Here is a 25,926-nt window from a genome sequence, read left to right on the forward strand (position 1 = left end):
GTGTTGTGGTGAGTTTTGGATGCGGTACCTGCTTTTTGCCGGGTGGGGCACCAGACTTCGCCTACGCGCGGTAAGTTTCTGGCCATGCCACGTGGACGTCACCGCCATTCCCCACCCCTGCACAGGCTGCTTCCCCCCTCGACGGTCGCAGGCGTCTCGGTTCTCAGCGCCGGCAGCGCCTGGATGTTCGCGGAACCGGTCGTGCTCCGCGGCCTCGTCGCGGTCGCTGCTGCCGCCGCCGTCGCCGGATCGGTCGTCATGCGCCGCTGGGACCAGGCGGCCGGCAAGCGCGTCGCCGAGCTCGACCGCGCCCGCGCGAGCGCCGAGTGGCGCCACGAGGAACGGATAGCCGAGGCGGAGGCCGACCTCGAGGAGTCCCGCGAACTGCGGGGCAGGCTGGAGACGAAGCTTCGCGCCAAGCGCGCCGAGCTCGCCGCCCTGCGCAACGAACACGCCGCGCTCCTGCGGCGGTACGCCACGGCGGAGACGGAGCGGGCCAGCGCCCTGGAGGGCCGCCGGCTGCTCGCCATCGAGGCGTCGTCCCCGGCGTCCCCGGCGCCCGCGCTGCCCGCGGCCGGTGCGGGTGCCGGGACGGGTTCCGGGGCCGAGGACCTGGTGCCCGCGGTACGGGCGGGGGCGCCGGTGCGCGGAGCGTCTAACACGGCTCCCTCCGCACCCACGACTTCCTCTGCACCCACGGCTCCCTCTGCTCCTTCCGCTCCTTCAGCTCCGGCGGGTGCTTCCGCCCCTGCCGAGGCCGCGGCGTCCAAGGCATCCGCCCGGCCTGACACGAGTCCCACCTCCTCCCTGTTTTTGCGGGCCAACGCGGCCCTCGACCGCATGTCCACGGCGCCACGGGCCACGCCCGGGGCCCGGCCGGACGCGGAGGACGAGTCGCGGGGGAAGCCCGGGGCGGCCGACGGATACGGCGGGCACGAGCGCGCGGTCGCCGTCGCGCCGCCCGCGCAGCCGCGACGCCCGGGACCCCAGGGCGGTTTCGACTTCTTCGGCACGAAGAACGTGGCGCCCGCGGCGCTGGAGTCCGTGCAGAACACGGACCTCGCCGACGTGGTGGGCGAAGAGGCGCTCGCGGTCCACAAGGCGGAGGCCGAGGGGACGTTCAAGGACGCCCCCGAGGACGACGCGGCTCGGGGTGTCGGCCAGGTCATCGACCTGACGGCCCATGACGAGACGGAACAGATCGACGTGGCGGAGCTGCGGACGGCCCTCCGGGCGTGAGCGTCCTACTGGGTTGAGCGTTCTGCCCGGTGCCGGTGGCGTCGCGCACCCCGTGCCTCTGGAGGCGCGGGGTCAGGACATCCAGCGGTCCGGGAGAGCCTGTCTGCGGCCCGTGCGGGAGCGTTCCGCCTGGGATGCGAGCAGTTCCGCCGCCTCGGCGGCCGGCCGCAGCCGGGCGGTCACCGTCTTGTCGGCGCCCGTGTCCACCCGTACGTCGGCCACGCCCTTGTACCGCTCCCAGGGCCCCTGCGAGAGCCGCACGCTCTGCACCTTGGCATGCGGTACGAGCGAGAGGCGGCGCTTGAGCAGGCCGTGGCGGGCGGCGAAGACCTCGTCGGTGACCGCCAGGCCGTACCCCTTCCACCACAGCGGCACGCACCACGCCGCGCGCGCGGGCGGCCGCACCAGGCCGGCCGCGTCCGGCACGCGGACGCCCGGCAGGACCCGCCCGATCACCGCGTCGGCCAGCTCACGCGGCGCGACCGGCACCAGGACGCCGTTGGCCGAGCCCGCCACGTCCAGCTCGACCCGCACCCAGCCGCGCCGCCGCCACAGCAGCGGCTGCACGATGCGCACGGTCTGCACCCGGCCCGGCGGCACTGTCTCGTGGGCCTTGTCGAGCAGGCCGTAGTCGATGCGGAGGCCGTCGGGGGACTCGCCCACCGTCCAGTCGTACTCCTTGATGAAGCGGCCGCCGCTGCTCGCGAACGCGCCGCCCAGCATGGGCAGGGCGGTCACGACGACCGTCCACGCGTTGTGCGTGGCGACCCAGAGGAAGGTGGGGACCACCGTCGCCGCGAGCAGCAGCGTCCAGGGGCCGCCGGTGAGCAGCAGGGAGAGGGCGAGCATGCGCGGCTGGACGTGCAGCAGGTTCCGCACGGGCGCCTCGCCGACCTCGCGCGCCTCCTCGGGGGCGAAACCGGCGGCGCGCGCCAGGAGTTCGGCCCGCAGTTCGGCGGCGTCGCGCTCGCCGAGGTAGGCCAGCTCGTCCTTCTTCTCCGCGCCGACGACGTCCAGCTTGAGCTTGGCGACCCCCGCCACGCGGGCCAGCAGCGGCCGTGTCACGTCGACGGCCTGGAGGCGGTCGAGGCGGATGTGGGCGGTGCGCCGGAAGAGCAGGCCGGTGCGGATGCGCAGCTCGGAGTCGGTGACCGCGAAGTGGGTGAACCACCAGCTGAGGAAGCCGTAGAGCGCGCCGCCGACGATGACGGCGGTGGCGGCGAGCAGGAGGGTGGTGGCGGTCAGCTGGGAGAGTCGCTGCTGGGCGCCGTCCGGGTCGTGGACCGCCCAGCCGACCAGGACCGCGAAGGGCGCCCACGCGCGGCGCAGCGGCGTGACGGGGTGCAGCCGCCGCTCACCCACCACGGCCTTCCCGCCCGCCTCCGGCTTGCCCGGCATGGTGTCGCCCGTCCCGTCCGCTGCCGGACGGTCGTCGTCCTCCGCCGTTTCCCGTACGTCCGTCACAGTCCCGCCGATCGGGCCTCGCCGAGCTCCGTCAGGCGGTCGCGCAGGCGTTCGGCCTCCTCGGGGAGGAGTCCGGGGATGCGCGCGTCGGTGGCGGCCGCCGCGGTGTGCAGCTGGACGCTCGCGAGTCCGAAGCGCCGCTCCACCGGGCCGGACGTCACCTCGACGAGCTGCATCCGGCCGTAGGGCACGACGGTCTCCTCGCGCCAGAGCACGCCCCGGCTGATGAGCAGGTCGTCGGCGCGCTCGGCATACCGCCACGAGCGCCAGTTCCGGCCGAGGACCGGCCAGCCCCAGACCATGAGGGCGAGCGGCAGCAGCGCGAAGGCGGCCCAGACCGGGCCCGCGACCATGCCGAGCAGGACGCCGGTGGCCACCGTGAGCGGCACCAGCCAGACGACCAGGAGGAGCCGCCGCATCGTCAGCAGTCCCCGCGGCAGCCCGCTCCACACCGGCTCGCTCCCGCCGTGTGCCCCTGCCGGTCCAGCCGGCCCCACCGTCCCCGTTTCCATGCCCCAAGCGTACGTATGCCGTGTGACAGCCGCGTACGACCGGGTACGCGCGCATATGCCCGGCTCCGGACGCGCGCGGGGGAACGGGCGGTCCGGGGCGGTGGCGCGTGCGAGAGACTGTGGCCATGAGTCCCACGACGGAGACCACCACGGAGACCACCCTCGGCATCGGCGGAGCGGCCGAGAGCACCGACATGGTGCTCAACATCGGCCCCCAGCACCCGTCCACGCACGGTGTGCTCCGCCTCCGCCTGGTCCTGGACGGCGAGCGCATCCAGCACGCGGAGCCGGTCATCGGCTACATGCACCGCGGTGCGGAGAAGCTCTTCGAGGCCCGGGACTACCGGCAGATCGTGATGCTCGCCAACCGCCACGACTGGCTGTCGGCCTTCTCGAACGAGCTGGGCGTCGTCCTCGGCGTGGAGCGGATGCTCGGCATGGAGGTCCCCGAGCGGGCCGTCTGGATGCGCACCCTGCTCGCCGAGTTGAACCGCGTCCTCAACCACCTGATGTTCCTCGGGTCGTACCCGCTGGAACTGGGCGGCATCACACCGGTGTTCCACGCGTTCCGCGAGCGCGAGGAGCTGCAGAACGTGATGGAGGAGATCTCCGGCGGCCGCATGCACTACATGTTCAACCGCGTCGGCGGCCTCAAGGAGGACCTGCCCGCCGGATGGACCACGCGCGCGCGTGCGTCGGTCGCCTCGGTGCGTTCGCGCATGGACGTGTACGACCGTCTGGTGCTCGGCAACGAGATCTTCCGGGGCCGTACGCGCGGCGTCGGCGTCCTCACCCCCGAGGCGGTGCACGCCTACGGAGTGAGCGGTCCCATCGCCCGCGCCTCCGGGGTCGACTTCGACCTGCGGCGCGACGAGCCGTACCTCGCGTACGGCGAACTCCAGGACACCCTGAAGGTCGTCACCCGCCAGGAGGGCGACTGTCTGGCCCGCTTCGAGTGCCTCCTGGAGCAGACGCACAACGCCCTCGCCCTCGCCGACGCCTGCCTCGACCGGCTCGCCGAGCTCCCGCAGGGCCCGATCAACCAGCGGCTGCCGAAGGTCCTCAAGGCCCCCGAGGGCCACACGTACGCGTGGACCGAGAACCCCCTCGGCATCAACGGCTACTACCTCGTCAGCAAGGGCGAGAAGACCCCGTATCGCCTGAAGCTGCGCTCGGCCTCGTACAACAACATCCAGGCGCTGACCGAGCTGCTCCCCGGGCAGCTGGTCGCGGACATGGTGGCGATCCTCGGGTCACTCTTCTTCGTCGTCGGCGACATCGACAAGTAGCGGCCCGGCGGCCGGCAGCACCGCTTCGAGGCGCAGGCCGACCGGTTGCAGCAGCCACCCGAAGTCGCCGAGGCCGCCCGCCGCGGTGAGCTCCGCGGCCTCGCCCGCGCGCGCGAGTGCCCGTACGTACGCGGCCGGGTCGTGGGAGGCGAGGGCGAGCGGCGGGCGGGTGCCGCTCACCCCGAGCGCGCCGAGGGCCGCCCGCTGGGTGAGCAGCGCGGTCCCCTTCGGCGCGCAGGCGTCCAGCGCCACATGGGCGGTGATGTCGCAGCCGCCGTCGGGCACGGGCGGCGTCTCGCGGCCCTCCTTGAAGCCCGTCAGCGTCCCGAACGGCGGGCGGGCGTCCCGCGTGTGGGCGTAGTCGGCCGCGACCGCCAGACCGCGCGTCAGGGCCGCCACCGCCGCCGCCCACGCCTCGTCCCTGGGCCGCCCGATCTCCGCGCGCAGCCCCGGTTCGGGCGCCAGCGGCCACCAGCGGGCCAGCCAGTCGGCGTCCGCCCCCTCGACGGGGCCGCCCAGGGTCTCGGTCCCGTCGTCGTGCACGAGCACCCGGCGGGGCGTGCCGTCGGCGGCCACCTCGGCGACGTCCACGGGGACGTTGTCCAGCCACTCGTTGGCGAAGAGCAGGCCCGTGACGCCGGCCGGGGGTGCCGTACGCCACTCGACGCGCGGGTCGAGGCCCGCGGGGCGCTCCGCGCGCTCCACCGCGTACGCACGCACGCGTGCCGCCACATCGGCGTCCAGACCGTCCAGTGCGGCCAGGACGCCCGCCGTCAGCTCGCCGCGGCCCGCGCCCATGTCCACGAAGGCCACCTCGTCCGGGTGACCGAGCGCTGCGTCCACGCGGGCCAGCAGACGGGCCACGGCGGCCCCGTAGAGGGGCGAGGCGTGCACGGAGGTGCGGAAGTGTCCGGCGGGGCCTTCCGGGCGGCGGTAGAAGCCCCGGGGGCCGTACAGGGCGGCCTCCGTCGCCTCGCGCCAGCCGCGCGGGGCGACGGGACGCCCCTCACTGTCGTCGTTCGTCACAGACCGCAGGCTATGGGGCCTCCACCTTGGGGAGTACATGTGCTCGACAGGGATCGCACCTCCGGTTGACCCGGGGGCGCCGCGGGGCTGCCTACGCTGGGTTACGTGCAGCGCCTCTATGACTTCCTCCGCAGACACCCGACCTGGGTCGACGGCTTCTGGGCCTTCGTCCTCCTCGGGATCTCCGGGATCGGTCTGGTGGTCATGGCCGAGAGGAACGCCCACGAACCGGGCCTCGCCGCGATCCCGGTCGCCGTGGGCCTCTCCGTGGTGGTGGCGCTGCGCCGGCGGGCTCCCGAGAAGATGCTGGTGCTCGCTGTTGTCCTCGGCCTCGCCCAGCTCGTCCTCGACGTGGGGAAGCTGCCCGCGGACTTCGCCCTGCTGGTGATCGTCTACACGGCGGCGGCGATCGGCACGACGTGGGCCTCGCGGCTGGCACTGGTGGGCGGCCTGTGCGCGGCCCCGCTGTCGATGCTGCGCTGGCCGTCCGAGAACACGGGCATCACCGGAAACGTACTGGTAACGATCTTCCAGATCGTCCCCTTCGCCCTCGCCTGGGTGCTCGGCGACTCCATCCGCACCCGCCGCGCCTACCTCGCCCAGCTGGAGGAGCGCGCCGCCCGTCTCGAGCGGGAGCGCGAGGCGCAGTCGAAGGTGGCCGTCGCGGCGGAGCGGGCCCGTATCGCCCGTGAGCTGCACGACGTCGTCGCCCACAACGTCTCGGTGATGGTGGTCCAGGCCGACGGCGCCGCCTACGTCCTGGACACCGCGCCCGACCAGGCGAAGAAGGCGCTGGAGACCATCTCGGGCACCGGCCGGCAGGCGCTGGCCGAGATGCGCAGGCTGCTCGGCGTGCTGCGCACCGGCGAGCCCGAGGAGAGCGGTGAGTACGTCCCGCAGCCCGACGTCGAACAGCTCGACGAACTCATCGAGCAGGTGCGCACGGCCGGGCTGCCCGTCGACTTCAAGGTGGAGGGCACCCCGCGCCCGCTGCCGAGCGGCGTGGAGCTCACCGCGTACCGCATCGTGCAGGAGGCGCTCACCAACACCCGCAAGCACGGCGGGGAGAACGCCGGGGCGAGCGTGCGCCTCGTCTACTTCGACGACGGCCTCGGGCTGCTCGTCGAGGACGACGGCAAGGGCGCTCCGCACGAGCTGTACGAGGACGGCGGGGCCGACGGCAGCGGGCACGGTCTGATCGGCATGCGCGAGCGTGTCGGCATGGTCGGCGGCACGCTGGACGCGGGGCCGCGTCCCGGCGGAGGATTCCGGATCAGTGCGCTGCTGCCGCTCAAGCCCGCGCATTGACACCTGCCACCGGGCGGGCCGACCCTGGCCCCGCCGCCTCCCTGACCCCCCTTCCGAGCTCCTGACCTCCCCGAACTCCCCGGTACTCGCCGGAACTTCCCCGAAGGGACCGCCTTGATGTCGATCCGTGTGATGCTCGTGGACGACCAGGTGCTGCTGCGCACCGGGTTCCGGATGGTGCTCGCCGCCCAGCCGGACATGGATGTCGTCGCGGAGGCGGGCGACGGCGTCGAGGCACTGGAGGTGCTGCGCGGCACCGAGGTCGACGTGGTCCTGATGGACGTGCGCATGCCGAAGCTCGACGGCGTGGAGACGACCCGGCGCGTCTGCCAGGGCGCGAACCCGCCGAAGGTGCTGATCCTGACCACCTTCGACCTCGACGAGTACGCCTTCTCGGGGCTGAAGGCGGGCGCGTCCGGCTTCATGCTCAAGGACGTGCCGCCCGGCGAACTGCTCGCCGCCATCCGCTCCGTGCACAGCGGCGACGCGGTGGTTGCGCCGTCCACCACCCGCAGGCTCCTCGACCGCTTCGCGCCGATGCTGCCGAACACCGGCGGCCAGCCGCAGTTCAAGCAGTTGGAGCGGCTGACGGACCGCGAGCGCGAGGTGATGATCCTGGTCGCCCAGGGCCTGTCGAACGGCGAGATCGCGGCGCGGCTCGTCCTCTCGGAGGCGACCGTGAAGACGCACGTGGGACGCATCCTGACCAAGCTGGACCTGCGGGACCGGGTGCAGGTGGTCGTCCTCGCGTACGAGACGGGTCTGGTGCGGGCCGGCGGCGGTTCCTGACGCCGCCGGGCCCTGGGACACGCCCTAGCGCAGTACGCCCTCGATGAAGTCGCTGCCGAGGCGGGAGACCACGCTGATGTCCAGCTGGTGCTGGACGTAGCGCCCGCGGCGGCGCGTGGTGATCAGGTCGGCCTTCTTCAGGACGCTCAGGTGCCGGGATATCTCCGGTGCCGTCATGCCGTGCGCGTCGGCCAGTTCGCTCGTCGTGTACGCCCCGCGCGCGAGGTGCCGGCACAGCCGCATCCGCACCGGGTGGGCGAGCGCGGACATGCGGCGGGTCAGCTGCTCCACGGTGGGCGGGGCGGTGAGGGCGGGGGCGCCGACCGGATACGTGATCGTCGCCTGCCAGCCCTTGCGGTGCAGCACCATGAGGTGCGGCCAGCCGAGGCTGGTCGGCACCAGGACGAGGCCTCCGGAGCCCGTGGCGGTGTGCCCGGAAGTGATCTTGTCGACGGTGATGACCCGGCCGCTCTCGTCGAGGGAGAGCGCGGCGGAGACCGACTTCAGGGCCTCCCCGAGGCCCTTGTGCCGCAGCAGGTCGGTCTTGTGCCGGGCGTCCGCGGCCAGTTGATGGCTGAGCCGGGCCCAGGTGTCGGCGAAGAAGGCCTCGTCGCAGTCCTCCATGAGCGAGCGGAACCAGGCGCGGACGGCGGGCGGATCGTCGAGCAGCCGCTGGGTGAAGCGCACCTGGTGCGGGCCGCGGGCGGCGGCCAGGTCCAGCGCGCGCCGCCGCACGGCGGGGTCGGTCAGGAAATCGCTGTCCGGCTCCGTGGACATCGACTGGCAGGTGAACTCCAGGGCGGCGTCCACGAACTGTACGTCGGTCAGCTTGTCCAGCAGGTCGAGCTCCTCGGCGAGGGTGGCACCGGGCAGTGCCGTCCGCCCCGGCACGCCCGCGAAGGGCGCGAACACGTCCGAGAACGTCGTGCGCCACAGGAAGTCCGCCTCGCACATGCGGTCCGCCAGGCACGGGTTCAGGCGCGTGGAGACGGCCGTCGTCCAGCCCTGGAGCCGCGGGTGGTGACCCGGCTCGGAGAGGGCGTGCAGCGCCATTCCGAGCTCGGCGAGGGGCGAGGGAACGACATGGATGCGCTCCTGCGCCAGCCCGGTGATGTCGATGTTCACGCTCATGGCCCCATGGTGCACCGCGCCACCGACAGCGCGGCCGACGATTGACGGCGCTCGTCAATCGACGCGACGAGGGCGGACCACGAGGGGCAGGCTGTGGGTCATCGGGAGGCACGGCAGCGCCGCCGTCGCCGCTGACCCGCACGCCGGGTGACCCGCCGTCGCCGGCGGCCCGCACCCTCCGGACCATCCCCGCATCCGACGACAGATCTCCCCGGCACGACCAGCCCATCGATGTCCGTTAAGTACTCTTTATACCGAGAGGTGTTCCGTCATGAGCGTCACCCAGCAGTACCTCCTCGACGCCTACCGCGCCGCCCAGCACGGCGCGCCGACCCCGCCCGCCCCCGGTCACCACGACTGGCAGGCCGTCCGCGAGGTCCGCGACTACGGACGCTTCCGCGCCGTCGTCGAGGAACGCCCCGCGCACGGCAGGTTCCGCGCCGCCCTGGCCAGGTTCGCGGGCGGCGGCCGCCTCAGCGGTCGATCCGTCGCACGAACTCCGCGACCGCTTCCCTGACGTCACCGGCGGTCCACGCCAGGCCCTCCTCGGTCACGGTGACCTCCGTGACCGAGAGGCCGGGCGGACCGTCCGGGAACCAGCGCCCGAAGAGCAGCGTCCCGGTCTCCTCGGCCTGCCCGAGGCAGGCCTCGTTCAGCACGTCCGGCGCGTACGGCAGCCACACCTGGAACTGGTGGGTGTGCGGGGGCTCGGGGTGTACGCGCGACCAGGGCACCCCGGCCGCGGCGAACCCCTCCCGCAGCGCCTCGGCGACGACCCGCGCGTGGGCGACGTACTCCGGCAACCTGGGCAGGACGTGCTTCAGGCCGAGCAGCGCCGAGACGGCCGTCGGGAACTGCTGGAAGACCTGGCCCCCGTAGCGGTGGCGCCACGTCCGCGCCTCCTCCACGAGCGTGCGCGGGCCGGCCAGCGCGGCACCGCCGAGCCCTTCGAGGGACTTGTAGAACGACACGTACACGGAGTCGGCGAGCCCGGAGATCTCCGCCAGGTCCCGGCCCAGGTGGGACGTGCACTCCCAGAAGCGGGCGCCGTCGAAGTGCACGACCGCGTCCCGCTCGCGGGCCGCTGCCACCACCTCCTGAAGCTCCTCCCACTCCGGCAGGACGAAACCGGCGTCCCGGAGCGGCAGTTCGAGCATCAGCGTCCCGAAGGGCTCGCCGAAGTCCCGCACCTCGTCCGCCGTGGGCAGCCGCGGCTCGCCCGTCGGGTGCACCGTCCGCAACCCGCTGACCACCGAGAAGGCGTCCCTCTCGTGGACCTCGGGATGCGCCTTGGGGTGCAGGGCGACCGTCGCGTTCCCCGTACGCCCCGCCCAGCAGCGCAAGGCCACCTGCTGGGCCATCGTGCCGGTCGGGAAGAAGGCGGCGTCCTCCTTGCCGAGCAGCCGCGCGACCTCGCCCTCCAGAGTGGCGACGACGGCGTCCCCGTAGAGGTCGGCCGGATCATCCGGCCCGACGATCTCGGGGGCCGCGGCCGCCAGGGCCGAAAAACGGTCGACGAGCGGGATGTGCAGGGGCGAGCGGTGCAGGGTCCTGGCCGCCCCGCGGGAGGCAGCCCTGCGCCGGGCCGACAGGAGCCGGTAGGCGTCTGGATCCGGGGGCGCCGGCTGCTCTTGTGCTGTGCTGTTCGAGGGCATCCTCAGAGCATGACCCCGCCCCCTGCCGCCGGTCACATGAATAACCACAGCCTGTGGACAGCGGCAGACGCGGCACCAACCGATCGCGTTAACATGACGAGAAATCGTCCGGTACCCCGAGCGGACTGGAACGGAAGGCGCCGCCGCGTGAACGCATCGCATCAGCCAGACCCGCGGGACCGCCCCGCGAGGCTCACCGTGGGAGTCGTGGGAGCGGGCCGGGTGGGCCCCGCCCTCGCCGCGTCGCTGCAGCTCGCCGGGCACCGCCCGGTCGCCGCGTCCGGCGTCTCCGACGCGTCCGTACGCCGGGCCGCGGTCATGCTGCCCGACATCCCCCTCGTCCCGCCCGCCGAGGTCCTCGGCCGTGCCGACCTGGTGCTCCTGACCGTCCCCGACGACGCCCTGCCGGGGCTCGTGGAGGGCCTCGCGGAGACGGGCGCCGTCCGCCCGGGCCAGCTCCTCGTCCACACCTCCGGGCGGTACGGCACCAAGGTCCTCGAACCCGCCCTGCGCGCCGGCGCTCTGCCGCTCGCGCTGCACCCCGCCATGACGTTCACCGGCACCCCCGTCGACGTACAGCGGCTGGCCGGATGCTCCTTCGGCGTCACCGCCCCCGACGAGCTGCGGCTCGCCGCCGAGGCCCTGGTCATCGAGATGGGTGGCGAGCCCGAGTGGATCGCCGAGGAGAACCGCCCGCTCTACCACGCGGCGCTCGCCCTGGGCGCGAACCACCTGGTCACCCTCGTCGCCGAGTCCATGGAGCTGCTGCGCGACGCCGGCGTCGCCGCCCCGGACCGGATGCTCGGCCCCCTCCTCGGTGCCGCCCTGGACAACGCCCTGCGCTCGGGCGACGCGGCCCTCACCGGCCCCGTCGCGCGCGGCGACGCGGGCACCGTCGCGGCGCATGTCGCCGAGTTGCGCAAGCACGCCCCGCAGACCGTCGCCGGGTACATCGCGATGGCCCGCGCCACCGCCGACCGCGCCCTCGCCCACGGCCTGCTCAAGCCGGAGCTCGCCGAGGACCTCCTCGGCGTACTGGCGGACGGCGGCACGACGGGAGGAGACCGGTGAACGCGATGAACGCCACTCTCCTGCACACCGCCGAGTCGCTGCGCACGCGCGCGCGTGCGGGCCGCCGCGCCGTCGTCATGACCATGGGCGCCCTGCACGAGGGACACGCCTCCCTGGTCCGCGCCGCCCGCCGGATCGCCGGACCCGACGGCGAGGTCGTCGTCACGGTCTTCGTGAACCCGCTCCAGTTCGGCGCCGGCGAGGACCTGGACCGCTACCCCCGTACCCTCGAAGCCGACGTCAAGATCGCCGAACAGGCGGGCGCGGACGTCGTCTTCGCCCCCTCCGTGGACGAGGTCTACCCCGGCGGCGAGCCCCAGGTCCGCATCGGCGCGGGCCCCATGGGCACCGTCCTCGAAGGCGCCACGCGCCCCGGCCACTTCGACGGCATGCTCACCGTCGTCGCCAAGCTGCTGCACCTCACCGCGCCCGACGTGGCGCTGTTCGGGCAGAAGGACGCCCAGCAGCTCGCCCTGATCCGGCGCATGGTCCGCGACCTCGACTTCCCCGTGGAGATCGTCGGCGTCCCCACCGTCCGCGAGGACGACGGCCTGGCACTCTCCAGCCGCAACCGCTACCTCTCTCCGGCCGAGCGGCGCACCGCCCTCGCCCTCTCGCAGGCCCTCTTCGCGGGCCGCGACCGGCATGCCGCGCAGGAGGCCCTGCGCGCGCGGGCCGCCAGCGCCCCCACCACGCGCGCGCGTGCCGTCGCCCTCAGCGAGATCGGCGAGACCCGCGCCGCCGCCGACACCCACGCCGTGGCGCACTCCGCCGAGCCCTCCGCCACCGCGGGACCCGCCGCCGTGGTCGCCGCCGCCCGCCTGGTCCTCGACGAGGCCGCGCGCCTGCGGCCCCCGCTGGAGCTTGACTACGTGGCGCTGGTGGACCCGGCCGACTTCACCGAGGTCCGCCCGGGACACCGGGGCGAGGCCATCCTCGCGGTGGCCGCCCGCGTCGGCTCGACCCGACTGATCGACAACCTCCCGCTGACGTTCGGAGCCGCCGTATGAGCGCGCACCGCACGCCCCCGAGCGCAGCCTTCGTACGCCCGATCGGAGTCCCCGCATGAGCACCACCGGAATACGGCTGCATGCACCCGCCCCCGGCTGGTCCCTCGACGCCGACGTCGTGGTCGTCGGCTCCGGAGTGGCCGGACTGACGGCCGCCCTGCGTTGCTCGGCCGCCGGCCTGAAGACGGTCGTGGTCACCAAGGCCCGCCTCGACGACGGCTCCACCCGCTGGGCCCAGGGCGGCATCGCCGCCGCGCTCGGCGAGGGCGACACCCCCGAACAGCACCTGGACGACACCCTCGTGGCGGGCGTCGGCCTCTGCGACGAGGAGGCCGTACGCGCCCTCGTCACCCAGGGCCCCGACGCCGTACGCCGCCTCATCGAGACCGGCGCCCACTTCGACCAGGGCCCCGAGGGCACCCTCCAGCTGACCCGCGAGGGCGGCCACCACCGCCGCCGCATCACGCACGCGGGCGGCGACGCCACCGGTGCGGAGGTCTCCCGCGCGCTCGTCGAAGCCGTCCGCGCGCGGTCCATCCCCACCGTGGAGAACGCGCTCGTCCTCGACCTCCTGACGGACGCCGAGGGCCGCACCGCGGGTGTCTCCCTGCACGTCATGGGGGAGGGCCAGCACGACGGCGTGGGCGCCGTCCACGCCCCCGCCGTGGTCCTCGCGACCGGCGGCATGGGCCAGGTCTTCTCCGCCACCACCAACCCGCCCGTCTCCACCGGCGACGGTGTCGCGCTCGCCCTGCGCGCGGGCGCCGAGGTCTCCGACCTGGAGTTCGTGCAGTTCCACCCCACCGTGCTCTTCCTCGGCGCGGACGCGGAGGGCCAGCAGCCGCTGGTCTCCGAAGCGGTCCGGGGCGAGGGCGCGCACCTCGTGGACGCCGACGGCGTGCGCTTCATGGTCGGCCAGCACGAGCTCGCCGAGCTCGCGCCGCGCGACGTCGTCACCAAGGGCATCACGCGCCGCATGCAGGAACAGGGCGCCGAGCACATGTACCTGGACGCCCGGCACTTCGGCGCCGACATGTGGGAGAACCGCTTCCCGACGATCCTCGCCGCCTGCCGCGCCCACGGCATCGACCCGATCACCGAGCCCATCCCCATCGCCCCGGCCGCGCACTACGCCTCCGGCGGCGTCCGCACCGACCCGCACGGCCGCACCACCGTCCCCGGCCTGTACGCCTGCGGAGAGGTCGCCTGCACCGGCGTCCACGGCGCCAACCGGCTCGCCTCCAACTCCCTGCTCGAAGGCCTGGTCTACGCCGAGCGCATCGCCGCCGACATCGCCGCCCTGCACGCACAGAACGCCCTCCACGCGCGCGTGCCCGCTCCCGTGACCCGGCCCGAGACCCCGGCGCACCCCCTGCTGCCGCCCGAGGCCCGCTTCACCATCCAGCGCGTCATGACCGAGGGCGCCGGAGTGCTGCGCTCCGCCGACTCCCTCAGCCGGGCGGCGGCCCAGCTGGCCCGCGTCCACGCCGAAGCCGCCGGCGCCCTCGCCGAGCACGGCAAGACCGCCGAGCCCGGCGTCGACACCTGGGAGACCACCAACCTCCTGTGCGTGGCCCGTGTCCTGGTCGCCGCCGCCCAGCGCCGCGAGGAGACCCGCGGCTGCCACTGGCGCCTGGACCACGCCGACCGCGACGACGCCACCTGGCGGCGCCACATCGTCGTACGCCTGAATCCCGACAGGACGCTGGCGGCCCACACGACGGAGACCCACGACTTCCCCCCGACCCGCCCCAGCCCCAGTCCCCAGGAGCAGTGACCGTGAGCACCCCCGACGACCTCCCCCTCGCCACCCCCTCAGCCGCGGGCGGTGGCTGCGGCGACGCCTGCGGCTGCGGCGGTGACGACGCCTTCGACCCCCTGGAGTGCGGTCTCGACCCCGCCCTCGCGCGCCTCCTCGCCGAGGCGGGCCTCGACCCGCTGCAGATCGAGGACATCGCGCACATGGCCATCGAGGAGGACCTGGCCGGTGGCGTGGACGTCACCACGACCGCGACCATCCCCGAAGACGCCGTCGCCACCGCCGACTTCGCCGCCCGACAGGCCGGCACCGTGGCGGGGCTGCGCGTCGCCGAAGCGGTCCTCTCCGTGGTGTGCGAGGACGAGTTCGAGGTCGAGCGGCACGTCGAGGACGGCGACCGCGTCGAGGCGGGGGACGTCCTCCTCAGCGTCACCACCCGCACCCGCGACCTGCTCACCGCCGAGCGCAGCGCGCTGAACATCCTCTGCCGTCTCTCCGGCATCGCGACCGCCACGCGCGCGTGGGCGGACGAGCTCGACGGCACGAAGGCGAAGGTCCGCGACACCCGCAAGACGACCCCGGGTTACCGCGCCCTGGAGAAGTACGCGGTACGCATGGGCGGCGGCGTCAACCACCGCATGTCGCTCTCCGACGCGGCGCTGGTCAAGGACAACCACGTGGTCGCCGCCGGCGGCATCACGCAGGCCTTCAAGGCCGTACGGGAGCAGTTCCCGGACGTCGCGATCGAGGTCGAGGTCGACACGCTGCACCAGCTGCGCGAGGTCGTCGACGCGGGCGCCGACCTGATCCTCCTGGACAACTTCACGCCGGGCGAGACCGAGGAAGCCGTCGCCCTCGTGAACGGCCGCGCCTACCTCGAGTCCTCCGGCCGCCTCACCCTGGAGAACGCCCGGGCGTACGCGCGGACGGGCGTCGACTACCTCGCGGTGGGCGCGCTCACGCACTCCTCGCCGATCCTCGACATCGGCCTCGACCTCCGGGAAGCGGTGCGGGACTGATGCTGCTCACCATCGACGTGGGGAACACCCACACCGTCCTCGGCCTCTTCGACGGCGAGGACATCGTCGAACACTGGCGCATCTCCACGGACGCCCGCCGCACGGCGGACGAACTGGCCGTGCTGCTCAACGGGTTGATGGGCATGCATCCCCTCCTCGGCGAGGAGCTGGGCGACGGCATCGACGGCATCGCGATCTGCTCGACCGTCCCCTCGGTCCTGCACGAGCTGCGCGAGGTGACCCGCCGCTACTACGGCGACGTCCCCGCCGTCCTCGTCGAGCCCGGCATCAAGACCGGCGTCCCGATCCTCATGGACAACCCCAAGGAGGTCGGCGCCGACCGCATCATCAACGCCGTCGCGGCCGTCGAGCTCTACGGCGGGCCGGCGATCGTCGTCGACTTCGGCACGGCGACGACGTTCGACGCGGTCTCCGCGCGCGGGGAGTACGCGGGCGGTGTGATCGCCCCCGGCATCGAGATCTCCGTGGAGGCGCTCGGGGTACGCGGGGCACAGCTCCGCAAGATCGAGCTGGCCCGGCCGCGCAGCGTCATCGGCAAGAACACGGTCGAGGCCATGCAGGCGGGCATCCTGTACGGGTTCGCCGGCCAGGTCGACGGAGTGGTGAACCGGATGGCGCGCGAACTCGCGGGCGCGGGCGGCGATCCGGACGACGTGACGGTCATCGCGACGGGCGGACTCGCGCCGATGGTCCTCGGCGAGGCGTCGGTCATCGACGAGCACGAACCGTGGCTGACGCTGATCGGTCTCCGCCTCGTCTACGAGCGGAACATCGCCCGTACCTGACCGATTGCTGACGGCCGCGTGTGCACGACCCGCCTCCTTCTGCAAGAGTCTGCGCAGGGACGGGACTTGAGCGGGTGTTGGGCGGGCTGGGACGAATGAGGCGCAAGAGACACTTCGGCGCTGCGGTGGTGGCGGCGGCGCTGGTCGCGGTGGTCGCCGACCCCGCGTCGACGGCCCACGCGACGCAGCCGTCCGTGGACCTCGCCGGGGCGGGGGCGGGGATCCTGCCGTGGCTCGCGGTGGCGGCGGTGGCGGCGCTGGGCATCGGAGCGGTGACGTACGCCTTGCTCCGCCGCCACCCCGACTGACCCCGCCACGCGGTGCCGTCCCCCTCTTCCCTGCTCCCCACCTGGCGCACCCGAACAACCCCGCCGCTCCGCGGCGGATGCTCCCACCCACCCACCCGTTTACCCCGCACCGCAGGGCGGGAGTAGGGGCGGGGTGGGGGTGCGTTACCCCGCGCCGCGTGGCGGGAGCGCGGGTGGGGTGGGCGGGTTTCTCCGCGCCGCGTGGCGGGGGTTGGGGCGGGGTGGGGTGTGCCCCGTGGCGCGGGGCCGGAGTCGAGGGTCCCGGTGGCTGCCAGCTTCACCGGGCCGCAGGCGCGCGCGAGACGGGAGGGGACGTGGGGGTATGTGCGCACGGAGCACCGAGCGAACCATGGCGCCTTTGTTCGTGCAGCGGGGCGCAGGGATAGCGAGTACGCACATACCCCCGCGGCGCCGCACCCACAGACGGACAGCACGCGCACACCCCCGCGGCCCCGCACCCCCAGACGAAGCCGAGGCGCAGACACCAGCCACCGCGCAGCCGCACACCTCCGCACCCGCAACCGAACCCAAGGCGCAGAAACCAGCCCAAGCCCACCCGCACCCGGTGCGGGCCACGCCAGGATGTGGCGTTAAGCCGATTTTGTCCGTTTGGCGCGTATCGTCGGTCCATGCCCACGCCATACGGATCCCGGGGCGGCATGGCCTTCAGCGCGGAGGAGCTGCGTGTGCTCCGTCGTGCTCTGGCGCTCGCCCTGCACCCCAGCCCCGTCCGTGACGAAGACGTCCAGGACTGTCTCCGCCTCGCCGAATCGGTCGACGAAGCGGTGCGCGAGGGCGCCAGGCTGCGCGCCTTCCTCGTGGCCGACCTCGCCCGCTACCGCGCCGCCCTGCCCGGCACCGCATCCGGTTACCTGGGCCTCCTCGACGACGTCCTCGCCACCGGCTACCAGCCCGTCGCCGACGACCTCGCGGCCCTGCGCGCCCTGCGCGGCAACCCCGTCGCGGCCGCCCTGCTCGACCGGTGCCGCGCCCTCGCGGAACGTGCCATCCGCGCCCGTCTCGCGGGCCGCGCCGTCCCCGTACCCGTACCCGTACAGGAGCGCGCCACGATCCCCGCCCCGGCCTCCCGCACCCGCCTCCTCGCCCTCCCCGGCGGCCTGGGCGAGGCCAAGGGAGAAGGGGCCTCCGCCCCCGCCCCGGGCCCCCGCCCCGTCCCCACCCCCGCCGAGGTGTTCCCGCCCAAGCGCCGCCCCGAGCCGGCCACCCCCGCCCCCGCCCCCGCCCCCACCCCCGCGCCCGCACCCACGGGCCCACCGCACCAGCTCGCCGCGGGCTAGCTACTCTGGGGGGCATGGACTACGTTTCCGCGCTCGTGCCCCCCGTAGTGATGGCCGTGTTCTTCACGGGCCTCATCGTGACGATCGTGAAGACCCAGGGCGGCGCCAACAAGGCCAAGGAGGACGCGGCCGTGGACGCCGCGATCACCCGCGCCGAGGCCGCCCGCCAGACCCCGAAGACCGGCGGCGCCTGACCGGCCCCGGACGCCTGACCGGTCCGGGTCCCACCCACCGCCTCCGTCCCCGGCGCCCCGCGCCCCCGGCGTACGACTCGTGAGCGTTCCGAGTCGTACGCCCTTTTTGTTGCGGAAAATAGCGGTACGCCACGTCCCTCACGCATCACGCCAATAGTGACGTCTCCCACTATTGTTTCGACTGTGCCTCGTCCATTGGGAGAACTCGAAGACTCAGTCATGACGCGGGTGTGGAAGTGGAACCGCCCCGTGACCGTTCGAGAAGTCCTGGAAGACCTTCAGCAGGAACGGTCCATCGCGTACACCACCGTGATGACCGTTTTGGACAATCTCCATCAGAAGGGCTGGGTGCGCCGCGAAGCGGAAGGCCGCGCCTATCGATATGAGGCGGTCTCCACTCGTGCCGCCTACGCAGCCGCACTGATGAACGAAGCGTGGTCGCGCAGCGACAACCCGGCCGCCGCACTCGTCGCCTTCTTCGGCATGATGTCGGCGGAACAGCGGGAAGCGCTGAGCGACGCGATGCGTATCGTCCAGGGCCCGGAGAACCCCGCGCCCCCCGCCCGTATCGCCCAGGGCGCCGAGAACCCCGGGGGCATCGGCCCGGAGCCCGAGAACCCCGGCGCCACGGAGCCCGGCGCCGAACGATAGCGTCCGCTCATGCCAGCAGAGGTCCCCGAACGCAACGAACCCAGCGAACGCAACGAACTCAGCGAACTCAGCGCAAAAGCGGTCTCGGTCCGCAGGGCGCGAACCTCCGATGTGCCGGCCGTCCGCCGGCTCCTCGACTCCTACGTCCGCGAGCGGATCCTCCTGGACAAAGCGACGGTGACGCTTTACGAGGACATCCAGGAGTTCTGGGTGGCGGAACGCGACGACAACGCGGAGTTGGTCGGCTGCGGCGCTCTGCACGTGATGTGGGAAGACCTCGCCGAAGTCCGCACTCTCGCGGTGAACTCCGAGGTCAAGGGCGCCGGAGTGGGGCATCAGCTGTTGGGCAAGTTGCTGCAGACCGCCCGCTGGCTCGGCGTCCGCAAGGTTTTCTGTCTCACCTTCGAAGTCGACTTCTTCGCGAAGCACGGCTTCGTGGAGATCGGCGAGACTCCGGTCGACGGAGATGTCTACAGCGAGCTCCTGCGTTCCTATGACGAGGGCGTCGCGGAGTTCCTCGGCCTCGAACGAGTGAAACCGAACACCTTGGGCAACAGCCGGATGCTTCTGCATCTGTGATCGTCACGTCGGTATCCGCACGCCGTATCGGCACCGTATCCTCACGCCGGTATTCCTGGCGGCAGCCTGCCCAGGTGCCCTATGTCCGAAACGCGCATGTTTCCGGGCTTCCCGGGGTCCCAGGTCTCTCCCAGGGGTTTGTGTTTTTCCGGCAAAAGCGGTTTGCTTTCCGACGTACTGCAGTACTGCATATAACAGGGGCCGGTGAATCGGCGGCGTGCGTCGCGCGGGCCGGGCTCACAGTTATCGATGAAAGGAAATCCGGTGGCACAGAAGGTTCAGGTCCTTCTTGTCGATGACCTCGACGGTGGCGAGGCGGACGAGACCGTGACGTTTGCGCTGGACGGCAAGTCCTACGAGATCGACCTCACCACGGCCAACGCGGACAAGCTCCGCGGTGCCCTCGAGGACTTCGTCAAGGCCGGCCGGCGCACCGGTGGCCGCGGTTCCGGCGGTCGTGGCAAGACGCGCGCCGCTGCCTCGAGCAGCGGTCAGGACACCGCGGCGATCCGCGCCTGGGCGAAGGAGAACGGTTTCGAGGTCAATGACCGCGGCCGCGTTCCCGCCTCCATTCGCGAGGCCTACGAGAAGGCCAACGGCTGACGGCTGCGACGCCGCAACCGGACCCGGTGGCACTGCGTGGCCGCCGTGTCCACGAGCCGTACGAGACCGGAGCCCACGGCGGAATCGCTGTGGAGCGCCGTCCCGCCACCCCCCACGGCGGGCAGGGACACGAGCGCGGGCAGCGTCGGCTCCACCTCACAGCCGGGCTCCGGGGGTCGCAGCCACACGGCGGCCCCCCGCGAGCCGGACCGGCCCGGGGGCGTCGGCGCGTCGATCCGCCCGCCCGCCCCGACCGCGGTGAGGCCGAGGGGGATGTCTCCCCACTCCAGCCAGTCGAGCAGCCCCGGCAGCTCGTCCGCGCTCCCCGCGCCCACCAGGAGCCGCATGGTGTCCCCGCACAGCGCCACCGGGGCCTTCGGGCCGAGGTGCCGCAGTGTCGCGAAGCCCGCCTCCGCGGGCAGCTCCAGGACGTCGAAGCGCAGGCCTGTCAGGAGACGCACCGGACCGGGTCCGGGGGCGGTCGCCCAGCCGAGCTCGTTCTCGTACCAGTGCCGCACCGGGTCACCCTGCTCGACCGGCACGCGGGGCTGAGGGACTGTGAGGGCCATGTCCGGGCAACAGCCGGAAGGGCCCCGGAGTTACGGAAGGTAGCGGCCCGGATGCGTTACGTACCCGAGAAGGGGGCGTAAAGGCGTGCTCGGCGGCGCAAGGGTGTTCGCCCGTAGCGGAGGGAACCGGGGCGCGCCGCATGGAGTGTCAGTCCTTGCGGGTAAGACATCCCTAGTGGGAAGGGGCGACACGCGGTCTTCGGCGCCTCACGTTCGCCATCGGCGTAGTGATGGTGGGGGTAACTGCCTGGCCTGCGGGAACATCGTCTCGCACCATCGGGTTGGAGCAGTTGTCGGCGTTCGAGGTCAGGACTTCCCCTCGGAAGGGGACCGGGTGTCGGCAGTTGGAATGAGCGGTCCCCGCTTGCGGGACTAAGCTGCGGAAGGACAGGGAGGGGACCGACCCCTTACTGCCTGACCGCTCTGAGGAGCGATTAACGATGTTCGAGAGGTTCACCGACCGCGCGCGGCGGGTTGTCGTCCTGGCTCAGGAAGAAGCCCGGATGCTCAACCACAACTACATCGGCACCGAGCACATCCTCCTGGGCTTGATCCACGAGGGCGAGGGTGTCGCCGCTAAGGCCCTGGAGAGCCTCGGGATTTCGCTCGAGGCGGTCCGCCAGCAGGTGGAGGAGATCATCGGGCAGGGCCAGCAGGCTCCGTCCGGCCACATCCCCTTCACCCCCCGTGCCAAGAAGGTCCTGGAGCTGTCGCTCCGCGAGGCCCTTCAGCTGGGCCACAACTACATCGGCACGGAGCACATCCTGCTCGGCCTGATCCGCGAGGGCGAGGGCGTCGCGGCCCAGGTCCTGGTCAAGCTGGGCGCCGATCTCAACCGGGTGCGGCAGCAGGTCATCCAGCTGCTCTCCGGCTATCAGGGCAAGGAGACCGCCACCGCCGGCGGTCCTGCCGAGGGCACGCCCTCCACGTCCCTGGTCCTCGACCAGTTCGGCCGGAACCTCACCCAGGCCGCTCGTGAGTCCAAGCTCGACCCGGTCATCGGGCGCGAGAAGGAGATCGAGCGGGTCATGCAGGTGCTGTCCCGCCGCACGAAGAACAACCCGGTCCTGATCGGTGAGCCCGGCGTCGGCAAGACCGCCGTCGTCGAGGGCCTCGCCCAGGCCATCGTCAAGGGCGAGGTGCCCGAGACCCTCAAGGACAAGCACCTCTACACCCTCGACCTCGGCGCGCTGGTGGCCGGCTCGCGCTACCGCGGTGACTTCGAGGAGCGCCTGAAGAAGGTCCTCAAGGAGATCCGCACCCGCGGCGACATCATCCTGTTCATCGACGAGCTCCACACCCTGGTGGGTGCGGGCGCCGCCGAGGGCGCGATCGACGCCGCGAGCATCCTCAAGCCGATGCTGGCCCGCGGTGAGCTCCAGACGATCGGTGCCACCACGCTCGACGAGTACCGCAAGCACCTGGAGAAGGACGCCGCGCTGGAGCGCCGCTTCCAGCCCATCCAGGTCGCGGAGCCGTCGCTGCCGCACACCATCGAGATCCTCAAGGGCCTGCGCGACCGTTACGAGGCCCACCACAGGGTCTCCATCACGGACGAGGCGCTGGTCCAGGCCGCCACCCTGGCCGACCGGTACATCTCGGACCGCTTCCTGCCGGACAAGGCGATCGACCTGATCGACGAGGCCGGTTCCCGGATGCGCATCCGCCGGATGACCGCGCCGCCGGACCTCCGCGAGTTCGACGAGAAGATCGCGGGCGTCCGTCGCGACAAGGAGTCGGCCATCGACTCCCAGGACTTCGAGAAGGCGGCCTCTCTCCGCGACAAGGAGAAGCAGCTGCTGGCGGCGAAGGCCAAGCGCGAGAAGGAGTGGAAGGCCGGCGACATGGACGTCGTCGCCGAGGTCGACGGCGAGCTGATCGCCGAGGTCCTCGCGACCGCCACCGGCATCCCGGTCTTCAAGCTGACCGAGGAGGAGTCGAGCCGCCTGCTGCGCATGGAGGACGAGCTCCACAAGCGCGTCATCGGCCAGAAGGACGCCGTCAAGGCGCTCTCGAAGGCGATCCGGCGTACGCGTGCGGGTCTGAAGGACCCGAAGCGTCCCGGCGGCTCGTTCATCTTCGCGGGCCCGTCCGGTGTCGGTAAGACCGAGCTGTCCAAGGCGCTCGCCGAGTTCCTCTTCGGCGACGAGGACGCGCTGATCTCCCTCGACATGTCGGAGTTCAGCGAGAAGCACACGGTTTCGCGTCTCTTCGGTTCGCCCCCCGGTTACGTGGGTTACGAAGAGGGCGGCCAGCTGACCGAGAAGGTCCGCCGCAAGCCGTTCTCCGTCGTCCTTTTCGACGAGGTCGAGAAGGCCCACCCGGATATCTTCAACTCGCTCCTGCAGATCCTGGAAGACGGTCGCCTGACCGACTCCCAGGGCCGGGTCGTCGACTTCAAGAACACGGTCATCATCATGACGACCAACCTCGGCACCCGTGACATCTCGAAGGGCTTCAACCTCGGCTTCGCGGCCCAGGGCGACACGAAGTCCAATTACGAGCGGATGAAGAACAAGGTCAGCGACGAGCTGAAGCAGCACTTCCGCCCGGAGTTCCTGAACCGCGTGGACGACGTCGTCGTCTTCCCGCAGCTCAGCCAGGACGACATCCTCCAGATCGTCGACCTGATGATCACCAAGGTGGACGAGCGCCTGAAGGACCGGGACATGGGCATCGAGCTCTCCCAGTCCGCGAAGGAGCTGCTCGCGAAGAAGGGTTACGACCCGGTGCTGGGCGCGCGTCCGCTGCGTCGCACGATCCAGCGCGAGGTCGAGGACACCCTCTCCGAGAAGATCCTCTTCGGCGAGCTGCGTCCCGGCCACATCGTGGTCGTCGACACGGAGGGCGAGGGCGAGACCGCCACGTTCACCTTCCGCGGCGAGGAGAAGGCGGCACTGCCCGACGTGCCGCCGATCGAGTCGGCCGCCGGTGGCGGCGCGGGCCCGAACCTGAGCAAGGAGGCGTAGCCCTTACGGGGTGCGCCACAGGGGCTGCCCCGGAACCGTTCCGTACGGTTCCGGGGCAGCCCCTTTTTCGTACGCCCGTACGGGAGGGGGTCGCCGTCAGGCGGTCATCGTCACGCCCTCCGGCACGTTCCGTACGCGCGGCAGGCGCGGGTTGACGCGCAGCACCCGCAGCGAGGGGAAGCGGGCCAGCCACGACATGTCCGGGTCGGGCAGCTCGGCGTTGATCCACAGATGCGTGAGCGGGCCCGCGACAAGCCCCGAGAGCAGCTCGTCGGTGCGCATGACGCCGGCCACCTGGATGCGGGGCCGCCCGCCGAGCTCCCGCAGCGCCGCCAGCTCGGCCGCGTCGGACACGGGGAAGTACAGGCCCTCCGGGTCGAGGTGGGCGATGATCTCGTGCGCGTACCGCTCGGTGTCGAAGTGCCGCCAGGGGCGGGCCAGCTCCGCGCGGATGGCCTGCGAGGAGCGGGTGCGCAGCCGGGCGAGGTAGTCGATCGCCGCGTCGTCCTGCACGCGGGTCGCGGTGATGGCGAGGAGCAGCGCCTGCTGGTCGGGGACCTGCTCCGGGTCCGGCAGCTGCTCCAGGACGATGGGTCCGACCCAGCCCAGGCTGCGGGCGCCCTGCTCGGTGGTGGGGCGCAGGAGGTTCTTCGTGCGCCGGTGGACGAGCTCCTGCATCGCCGGGTCCAGCTCGCTGACATGTTCGAGGCAGGCGGCGGCCATCAGGCGCCGGTGGTTGACGTACGGCCTGCGCAGGTGCGGCGCGGCGGCCAGCAGCCGCTCCAGGAAGTGGGCGCACTCGTCGGGGCGGGCGTGCGCCGCCGACATGCGGATGACCTCCTCCCACTCCGGCTGGTGGGCGTGGTCGACGAGGGTGTGCAGACGGCCGCGGGCCACGATCTCCTTGGCGGCCAGGTAGTCCTGGAAGGTGCGGTGGATGAAGTCCACCGAGACGCCCGCCTGTTCGCGCAGGAGCCCGGTGCGGTGCAGCAGATGACGGAAGATCTTCTCGCCGTCGCCCGCGGCGCGGGCCGAGGGGATGGCGGGCAGCGCCTGGTCGAGGACCTCCACGACCCGGTGGCGGGGCAGCTCCGAGAGCCCCTCCGCGAGCATGGCGTGGGCGAGTTTGCGCAGCAGCAGCTCCCGGGCGCCCTGCTGGAGGCGCACGTCGTCCGCGTACAGCACGTCGCGTTCGGGGTCGCGGCGCTGCAGGAGCATCTCGAGCGCGGCGTCGTAGAGCTCCTTGCGGCCCTTGGGCAGGGAGCCGGAGCGGTCGCGGTTGAGGGCGCAGATCAGCCCGCACATGAGCGGGTTGGTGGCGAGCTGGCGCAGCTCGCGGTAGATCCGTACGGAGTGCAGGAGCCGCTGCTCGTACTCCTTGAGGTCGTCGCGGTCGTGCTGCTCCTCGTCGCCCATCGCGGCGGCGTGCCAGTCGCGGATGAAGCGGGTGACCTGGTCGCGGGACATCGGCGCGAGCGACAGCTCGGTGAAGCCCTCCTCGGCGAGGCGCTCCTGGGAGAGCCAGCCGTCCTCCACGGCGGAGGGGCGCGAGGTGACCAGGCAGGCGGTGCCGGAGAAGATGCGCAGGAGCCGGCGGAGCTGGTCGCGCAGGGCGCCGCGGGTCTCCTCGGGGGCCTCGTCGATGCCGTCGACGAGGAGCAGGGCGCGGCCGGCGAGGAGCGTGCGCACCACCCAGCCCTCGGGCGCGCTGCCGGCCAGCGGGTGGCGCACGGCGCGCAGGAAGTCGTCCGGTGCGGGGAACCCCTCGCGGGCGAACCGGCGTACGGGCAGGACGAACGGCACCCGGGCGCCCTCGCGGGCGGCGGCCACGGCGAGCCACTGCACGAGGGTGGTCTTGCCGGAGCCGGCGACGCCGCGCAGCAGGACCCGTTCGTGGCCCTCCAGGGCGCGGTCGGCGAGGAGCACGGTGCGCTGCTGCCCGCCGGGGCCGGGCACCGCACCGCCGCTGCTCTCCTCGGCCTGCAGGCTGAGGTAGGTGTCCTCCAGGGGCCAGCGGTCGGGCGCGTTCGAGAAGTCGACGCCGACGATGGTCAGCCAGCCGTGCTGGCGCACCACCTCCTGCGCGTACGCGGCCTCGAAGTCGGCGTCCTCCCGGGAGGGCCGGGGCCGGCGGACGGTGGCGGCGGCCTCGGCGTCGTTTAGGTCGACGAGCTGGCGGATCCGGCTGGCGCGTTCGGGCAGGTGGCGCTGGATGTACGGGGAGCGGCGCACGAGGTGGTGCAGGACGTGCAGGCAGACGGCGACGAGCAGTTCGTCGTGGAACCAGGCGGCGTCGGGGCTGAGGCGGCGGTCGGCGCCCTGGACGGCGCCGCGCAGCCGCCGGGCGTAGTCCTGCGGGCCGAGGCGCACGGCGTCGGCGTCGGTCAGGTCGAGCTCGCCGACGGCGAGGAGGGTGCGCGTCAGCACGTCGGCGACGGCGGGGAGTTCGCGGGTGGGGGTGGTGTGCGTCTCGGCGGCTAGCTGGATGAACTCGGCGGCGGTGCGGTGGACCTCGTCCGGTCCCGCCGGCGCGTCGGGGCCCCGCCAGGTGGTGAGGGCGGCGATCAGGTCGGGGGCCCTGGGGGGCCGGGGCGGGACGCGGAACAGCCGCTGCACGAGGGGTGCGGAGAGGGTGGACGGGGTGCGTACTACGGGCTCCATGGGCATCGCGGTCCCT

General features: G+C 72.6%; 24 protein-coding genes. 17 read left to right on the plus strand and 7 right to left on the minus strand.

All coding sequences use genetic code 11. The features are described from left to right. The first annotated feature begins 84 nt into the window (after positions 1-84). The gene (locus tag ACZ7DY_RS25200) at positions 85-1,239 is read left to right on the plus strand and encodes a hypothetical protein (protein ID WP_471138617.1); all 1,155 of its coding nucleotides are present in this window, start codon (positions 85-87) and stop codon (positions 1,237-1,239) included. Positions 1,240-1,311: 72 nt separating this feature from the next. On the opposite strand, the gene ACZ7DY_RS25205 is transcribed toward ACZ7DY_RS25200, so the two are convergent. Then, complete coding sequence (locus ACZ7DY_RS25205; RefSeq protein ID WP_471138707.1) at positions 1,312-2,637, minus strand: PH domain-containing protein; 1,326 nt, start codon at positions 2,635-2,637, stop codon at positions 1,312-1,314. Positions 2,638-2,699: 62 nt separating this feature from the next. Then, entirely contained in the window at positions 2,700-3,215 is a 516-nt protein-coding gene (locus ACZ7DY_RS25210) for a PH domain-containing protein (protein ID WP_471138619.1), read from the minus strand. 125 nt (positions 3,216-3,340) lie between these two features. Between ACZ7DY_RS25210 and ACZ7DY_RS25215 the strand changes: the two genes are divergently transcribed. Next, positions 3,341-4,504 (plus strand): NADH-quinone oxidoreductase subunit D, encoded by a 1,164-nt coding sequence (locus ACZ7DY_RS25215; RefSeq protein WP_471138621.1) that lies wholly within the window; start codon positions 3,341-3,343, stop codon positions 4,502-4,504. Here the strand turns inward: ACZ7DY_RS25215 and ACZ7DY_RS25220 are convergent. Beyond that, on the minus strand, positions 4,469-5,530 hold the full coding sequence (locus ACZ7DY_RS25220; RefSeq protein ID WP_471138622.1) for an SAM-dependent methyltransferase: 1,062 nt from the start codon (positions 5,528-5,530) through the stop codon (positions 4,469-4,471). The two genes, ACZ7DY_RS25215 and ACZ7DY_RS25220, sit on opposite strands and share 36 nt — an antisense overlap. A 105-nt stretch (positions 5,531-5,635) precedes the next feature. Between ACZ7DY_RS25220 and ACZ7DY_RS25225 the strand changes: the two genes are divergently transcribed. Together ACZ7DY_RS25225 and ACZ7DY_RS25230 are read left to right on the plus strand one after the other, a co-directional pair. Then, positions 5,636-6,838: a DUF7134 domain-containing protein gene (locus ACZ7DY_RS25225; RefSeq protein ID WP_471138624.1), complete on the plus strand. Its 1,203-nt coding sequence runs from the start codon at positions 5,636-5,638 to the stop codon at positions 6,836-6,838. A gap of 117 nt (positions 6,839-6,955) precedes the next feature. After that, entirely contained in the window at positions 6,956-7,627 is a 672-nt protein-coding gene (locus ACZ7DY_RS25230) for a response regulator (RefSeq protein WP_471138625.1), read from the plus strand. 24 nt (positions 7,628-7,651) lie between these two features. Here the strand turns inward: ACZ7DY_RS25230 and ACZ7DY_RS25235 are convergent, their stop codons facing one another. Then, positions 7,652-8,758 (minus strand): DUF5937 family protein, encoded by a 1,107-nt coding sequence (locus tag ACZ7DY_RS25235; RefSeq protein WP_471138626.1) that lies wholly within the window; start codon positions 8,756-8,758, stop codon positions 7,652-7,654. A gap of 271 nt (positions 8,759-9,029) precedes the next feature. Between ACZ7DY_RS25235 and ACZ7DY_RS25240 the strand changes: the two genes are divergently transcribed. Beyond that, entirely contained in the window at positions 9,030-9,275 is a 246-nt protein-coding gene (locus ACZ7DY_RS25240) for a hypothetical protein (protein WP_471138627.1), read from the plus strand. On the opposite strand, the gene ACZ7DY_RS25245 is transcribed toward ACZ7DY_RS25240, so the two are convergent. Continuing rightward, positions 9,232-10,413, minus strand: coding sequence for a threonine aldolase family protein (locus ACZ7DY_RS25245; RefSeq protein ID WP_471138628.1), 1,182 nt, complete (start codon positions 10,411-10,413; stop codon positions 9,232-9,234). The two genes, ACZ7DY_RS25240 and ACZ7DY_RS25245, sit on opposite strands and share 44 nt — an antisense overlap. 147 nt (positions 10,414-10,560) lie before the next feature. Between ACZ7DY_RS25245 and ACZ7DY_RS25250 the strand changes: the two genes are divergently transcribed. From ACZ7DY_RS25250 to ACZ7DY_RS25300, 11 genes are all read left to right on the plus strand, one after another. Further along, the gene (locus ACZ7DY_RS25250) at positions 10,561-11,484 is read left to right on the plus strand and encodes a Rossmann-like and DUF2520 domain-containing protein (protein ID WP_471138630.1); all 924 of its coding nucleotides are present in this window, start codon (positions 10,561-10,563) and stop codon (positions 11,482-11,484) included. Positions 11,485-11,489: 5 nt separating this feature from the next. Continuing rightward, a complete protein-coding gene (gene panC / locus ACZ7DY_RS25255) occupies positions 11,490-12,494 on the plus strand; it encodes a pantoate--beta-alanine ligase (RefSeq protein ID WP_471138631.1) in 1,005 nt (334 codons plus the stop codon). Between the two features lie 55 nt (positions 12,495-12,549). Beyond that, positions 12,550-14,271: an L-aspartate oxidase gene (locus ACZ7DY_RS25260; RefSeq protein WP_471138633.1), complete on the plus strand. Its 1,722-nt coding sequence runs from the start codon at positions 12,550-12,552 to the stop codon at positions 14,269-14,271. 2 nt (positions 14,272-14,273) lie between these two features. Beyond that, positions 14,274-15,272, plus strand: coding sequence for a carboxylating nicotinate-nucleotide diphosphorylase (gene nadC / locus ACZ7DY_RS25265; RefSeq protein WP_471138634.1), 999 nt, complete (start codon positions 14,274-14,276; stop codon positions 15,270-15,272). Next, complete coding sequence (locus ACZ7DY_RS25270) at positions 15,272-16,078, plus strand: type III pantothenate kinase (RefSeq protein WP_471138635.1); 807 nt, start codon at positions 15,272-15,274, stop codon at positions 16,076-16,078. Before nadC ends, ACZ7DY_RS25270 begins: the two co-directional genes overlap by 1 nt. Positions 16,079-16,173: 95 nt before the next feature. Next, complete coding sequence (locus tag ACZ7DY_RS25275; RefSeq protein ID WP_471138636.1) at positions 16,174-16,386, plus strand: hypothetical protein; 213 nt, start codon at positions 16,174-16,176, stop codon at positions 16,384-16,386. A 659-nt stretch (positions 16,387-17,045) separates the two neighbouring features. Then, positions 17,046-17,684, plus strand: coding sequence for a hypothetical protein (locus ACZ7DY_RS25280; protein ID WP_471138709.1), 639 nt, complete (start codon positions 17,046-17,048; stop codon positions 17,682-17,684). Between the two features lie 14 nt (positions 17,685-17,698). Further along, the gene (locus ACZ7DY_RS25285; protein ID WP_471138637.1) at positions 17,699-17,878 is read left to right on the plus strand and encodes a hypothetical protein; all 180 of its coding nucleotides are present in this window, start codon (positions 17,699-17,701) and stop codon (positions 17,876-17,878) included. Between the two features lie 183 nt (positions 17,879-18,061). Further along, entirely contained in the window at positions 18,062-18,529 is a 468-nt protein-coding gene (locus ACZ7DY_RS25290; protein ID WP_471138711.1) for a BlaI/MecI/CopY family transcriptional regulator, read from the plus strand. Positions 18,530-18,538: 9 nt separating this feature from the next. Next, complete coding sequence (locus tag ACZ7DY_RS25295) at positions 18,539-19,108, plus strand: amino-acid N-acetyltransferase (protein WP_471138638.1); 570 nt, start codon at positions 18,539-18,541, stop codon at positions 19,106-19,108. A gap of 264 nt (positions 19,109-19,372) precedes the next feature. Further along, positions 19,373-19,711, plus strand: coding sequence for a histone-like nucleoid-structuring protein Lsr2 (locus ACZ7DY_RS25300; protein ID WP_471138639.1), 339 nt, complete (start codon positions 19,373-19,375; stop codon positions 19,709-19,711). Here the strand turns inward: ACZ7DY_RS25300 and ACZ7DY_RS25305 are convergent. Then, positions 19,690-20,280 carry an SCO3374 family protein gene (locus ACZ7DY_RS25305; RefSeq protein WP_471138640.1) on the minus strand — a complete coding sequence of 197 codons (591 nt, stop codon included), beginning with the start codon at positions 20,278-20,280 and terminating at the stop codon, positions 19,690-19,692. The genes ACZ7DY_RS25300 and ACZ7DY_RS25305 overlap by 22 nt on opposite strands. A gap of 440 nt (positions 20,281-20,720) precedes the next feature. Between ACZ7DY_RS25305 and ACZ7DY_RS25310 the strand changes: the two genes are divergently transcribed. Continuing rightward, on the plus strand, positions 20,721-23,249 hold the full coding sequence (locus tag ACZ7DY_RS25310; protein WP_363248329.1) for an ATP-dependent Clp protease ATP-binding subunit: 2,529 nt from the start codon (positions 20,721-20,723) through the stop codon (positions 23,247-23,249). Between the two features lie 96 nt (positions 23,250-23,345). On the opposite strand, the gene ACZ7DY_RS25315 is transcribed toward ACZ7DY_RS25310, so the two are convergent. Next, positions 23,346-25,910, minus strand: a complete 2,565-nt coding sequence (locus ACZ7DY_RS25315; RefSeq protein WP_471138641.1) for an NACHT domain-containing protein — start codon at positions 25,908-25,910, stop codon at positions 23,346-23,348. Positions 25,911-25,926: the final 16 nt, after the last annotated feature.

The sequence above is a fragment of the Streptomyces sp. NPDC037013 genome, from assembly GCF_055607265.1.

Excerpts from the sequence above, each read along its gene's own strand:
- ACZ7DY_RS25315 (WP_471138641.1), bottom strand. The coding sequence starts at position 25,910 with ATGGAGCCCGTAGTACGCACCCCGTCCACCCTCTCCGCACCCCTCGTG.
- ACZ7DY_RS25275 (WP_471138636.1), top strand. The coding sequence starts at position 16,174 with ATGAGGCGCAAGAGACACTTCGGCGCTGCGGTGGTGGCGGCGGCGCTG.
- ACZ7DY_RS25245 (WP_471138628.1), bottom strand. The coding sequence starts at position 10,413 with ATGCCCTCGAACAGCACAGCACAAGAGCAGCCGGCGCCCCCGGATCCA.
- ACZ7DY_RS25305 (WP_471138640.1), bottom strand. The coding sequence starts at position 20,280 with ATGGCCCTCACAGTCCCTCAGCCCCGCGTGCCGGTCGAGCAGGGTGAC.
- ACZ7DY_RS25310 (WP_363248329.1), top strand. The coding sequence starts at position 20,721 with ATGTTCGAGAGGTTCACCGACCGCGCGCGGCGGGTTGTCGTCCTGGCT.
- ACZ7DY_RS25205 (WP_471138707.1), bottom strand. The coding sequence starts at position 2,637 with ATGCCGGGCAAGCCGGAGGCGGGCGGGAAGGCCGTGGTGGGTGAGCGG.
- ACZ7DY_RS25210 (WP_471138619.1), bottom strand. The coding sequence starts at position 3,215 with ATGGAAACGGGGACGGTGGGGCCGGCTGGACCGGCAGGGGCACACGGC.
- ACZ7DY_RS25240 (WP_471138627.1), top strand. The coding sequence starts at position 9,030 with ATGAGCGTCACCCAGCAGTACCTCCTCGACGCCTACCGCGCCGCCCAG.
- ACZ7DY_RS25230 (WP_471138625.1), top strand. The coding sequence starts at position 6,956 with ATGTCGATCCGTGTGATGCTCGTGGACGACCAGGTGCTGCTGCGCACC.
- ACZ7DY_RS25285 (WP_471138637.1), top strand. The coding sequence starts at position 17,699 with ATGGACTACGTTTCCGCGCTCGTGCCCCCCGTAGTGATGGCCGTGTTC.
- ACZ7DY_RS25260 (WP_471138633.1), top strand. The coding sequence starts at position 12,550 with ATGAGCACCACCGGAATACGGCTGCATGCACCCGCCCCCGGCTGGTCC.
- ACZ7DY_RS25235 (WP_471138626.1), bottom strand. The coding sequence starts at position 8,758 with ATGAGCGTGAACATCGACATCACCGGGCTGGCGCAGGAGCGCATCCAT.
- ACZ7DY_RS25280 (WP_471138709.1), top strand. The coding sequence starts at position 17,046 with ATGGCCTTCAGCGCGGAGGAGCTGCGTGTGCTCCGTCGTGCTCTGGCG.
- ACZ7DY_RS25200 (WP_471138617.1), top strand. The coding sequence starts at position 85 with ATGCCACGTGGACGTCACCGCCATTCCCCACCCCTGCACAGGCTGCTT.
- panC (WP_471138631.1), top strand. The coding sequence starts at position 11,490 with ATGAACGCCACTCTCCTGCACACCGCCGAGTCGCTGCGCACGCGCGCG.
- ACZ7DY_RS25215 (WP_471138621.1), top strand. The coding sequence starts at position 3,341 with ATGAGTCCCACGACGGAGACCACCACGGAGACCACCCTCGGCATCGGC.
- ACZ7DY_RS25270 (WP_471138635.1), top strand. The coding sequence starts at position 15,272 with ATGCTGCTCACCATCGACGTGGGGAACACCCACACCGTCCTCGGCCTC.
- ACZ7DY_RS25295 (WP_471138638.1), top strand. The coding sequence starts at position 18,539 with ATGCCAGCAGAGGTCCCCGAACGCAACGAACCCAGCGAACGCAACGAA.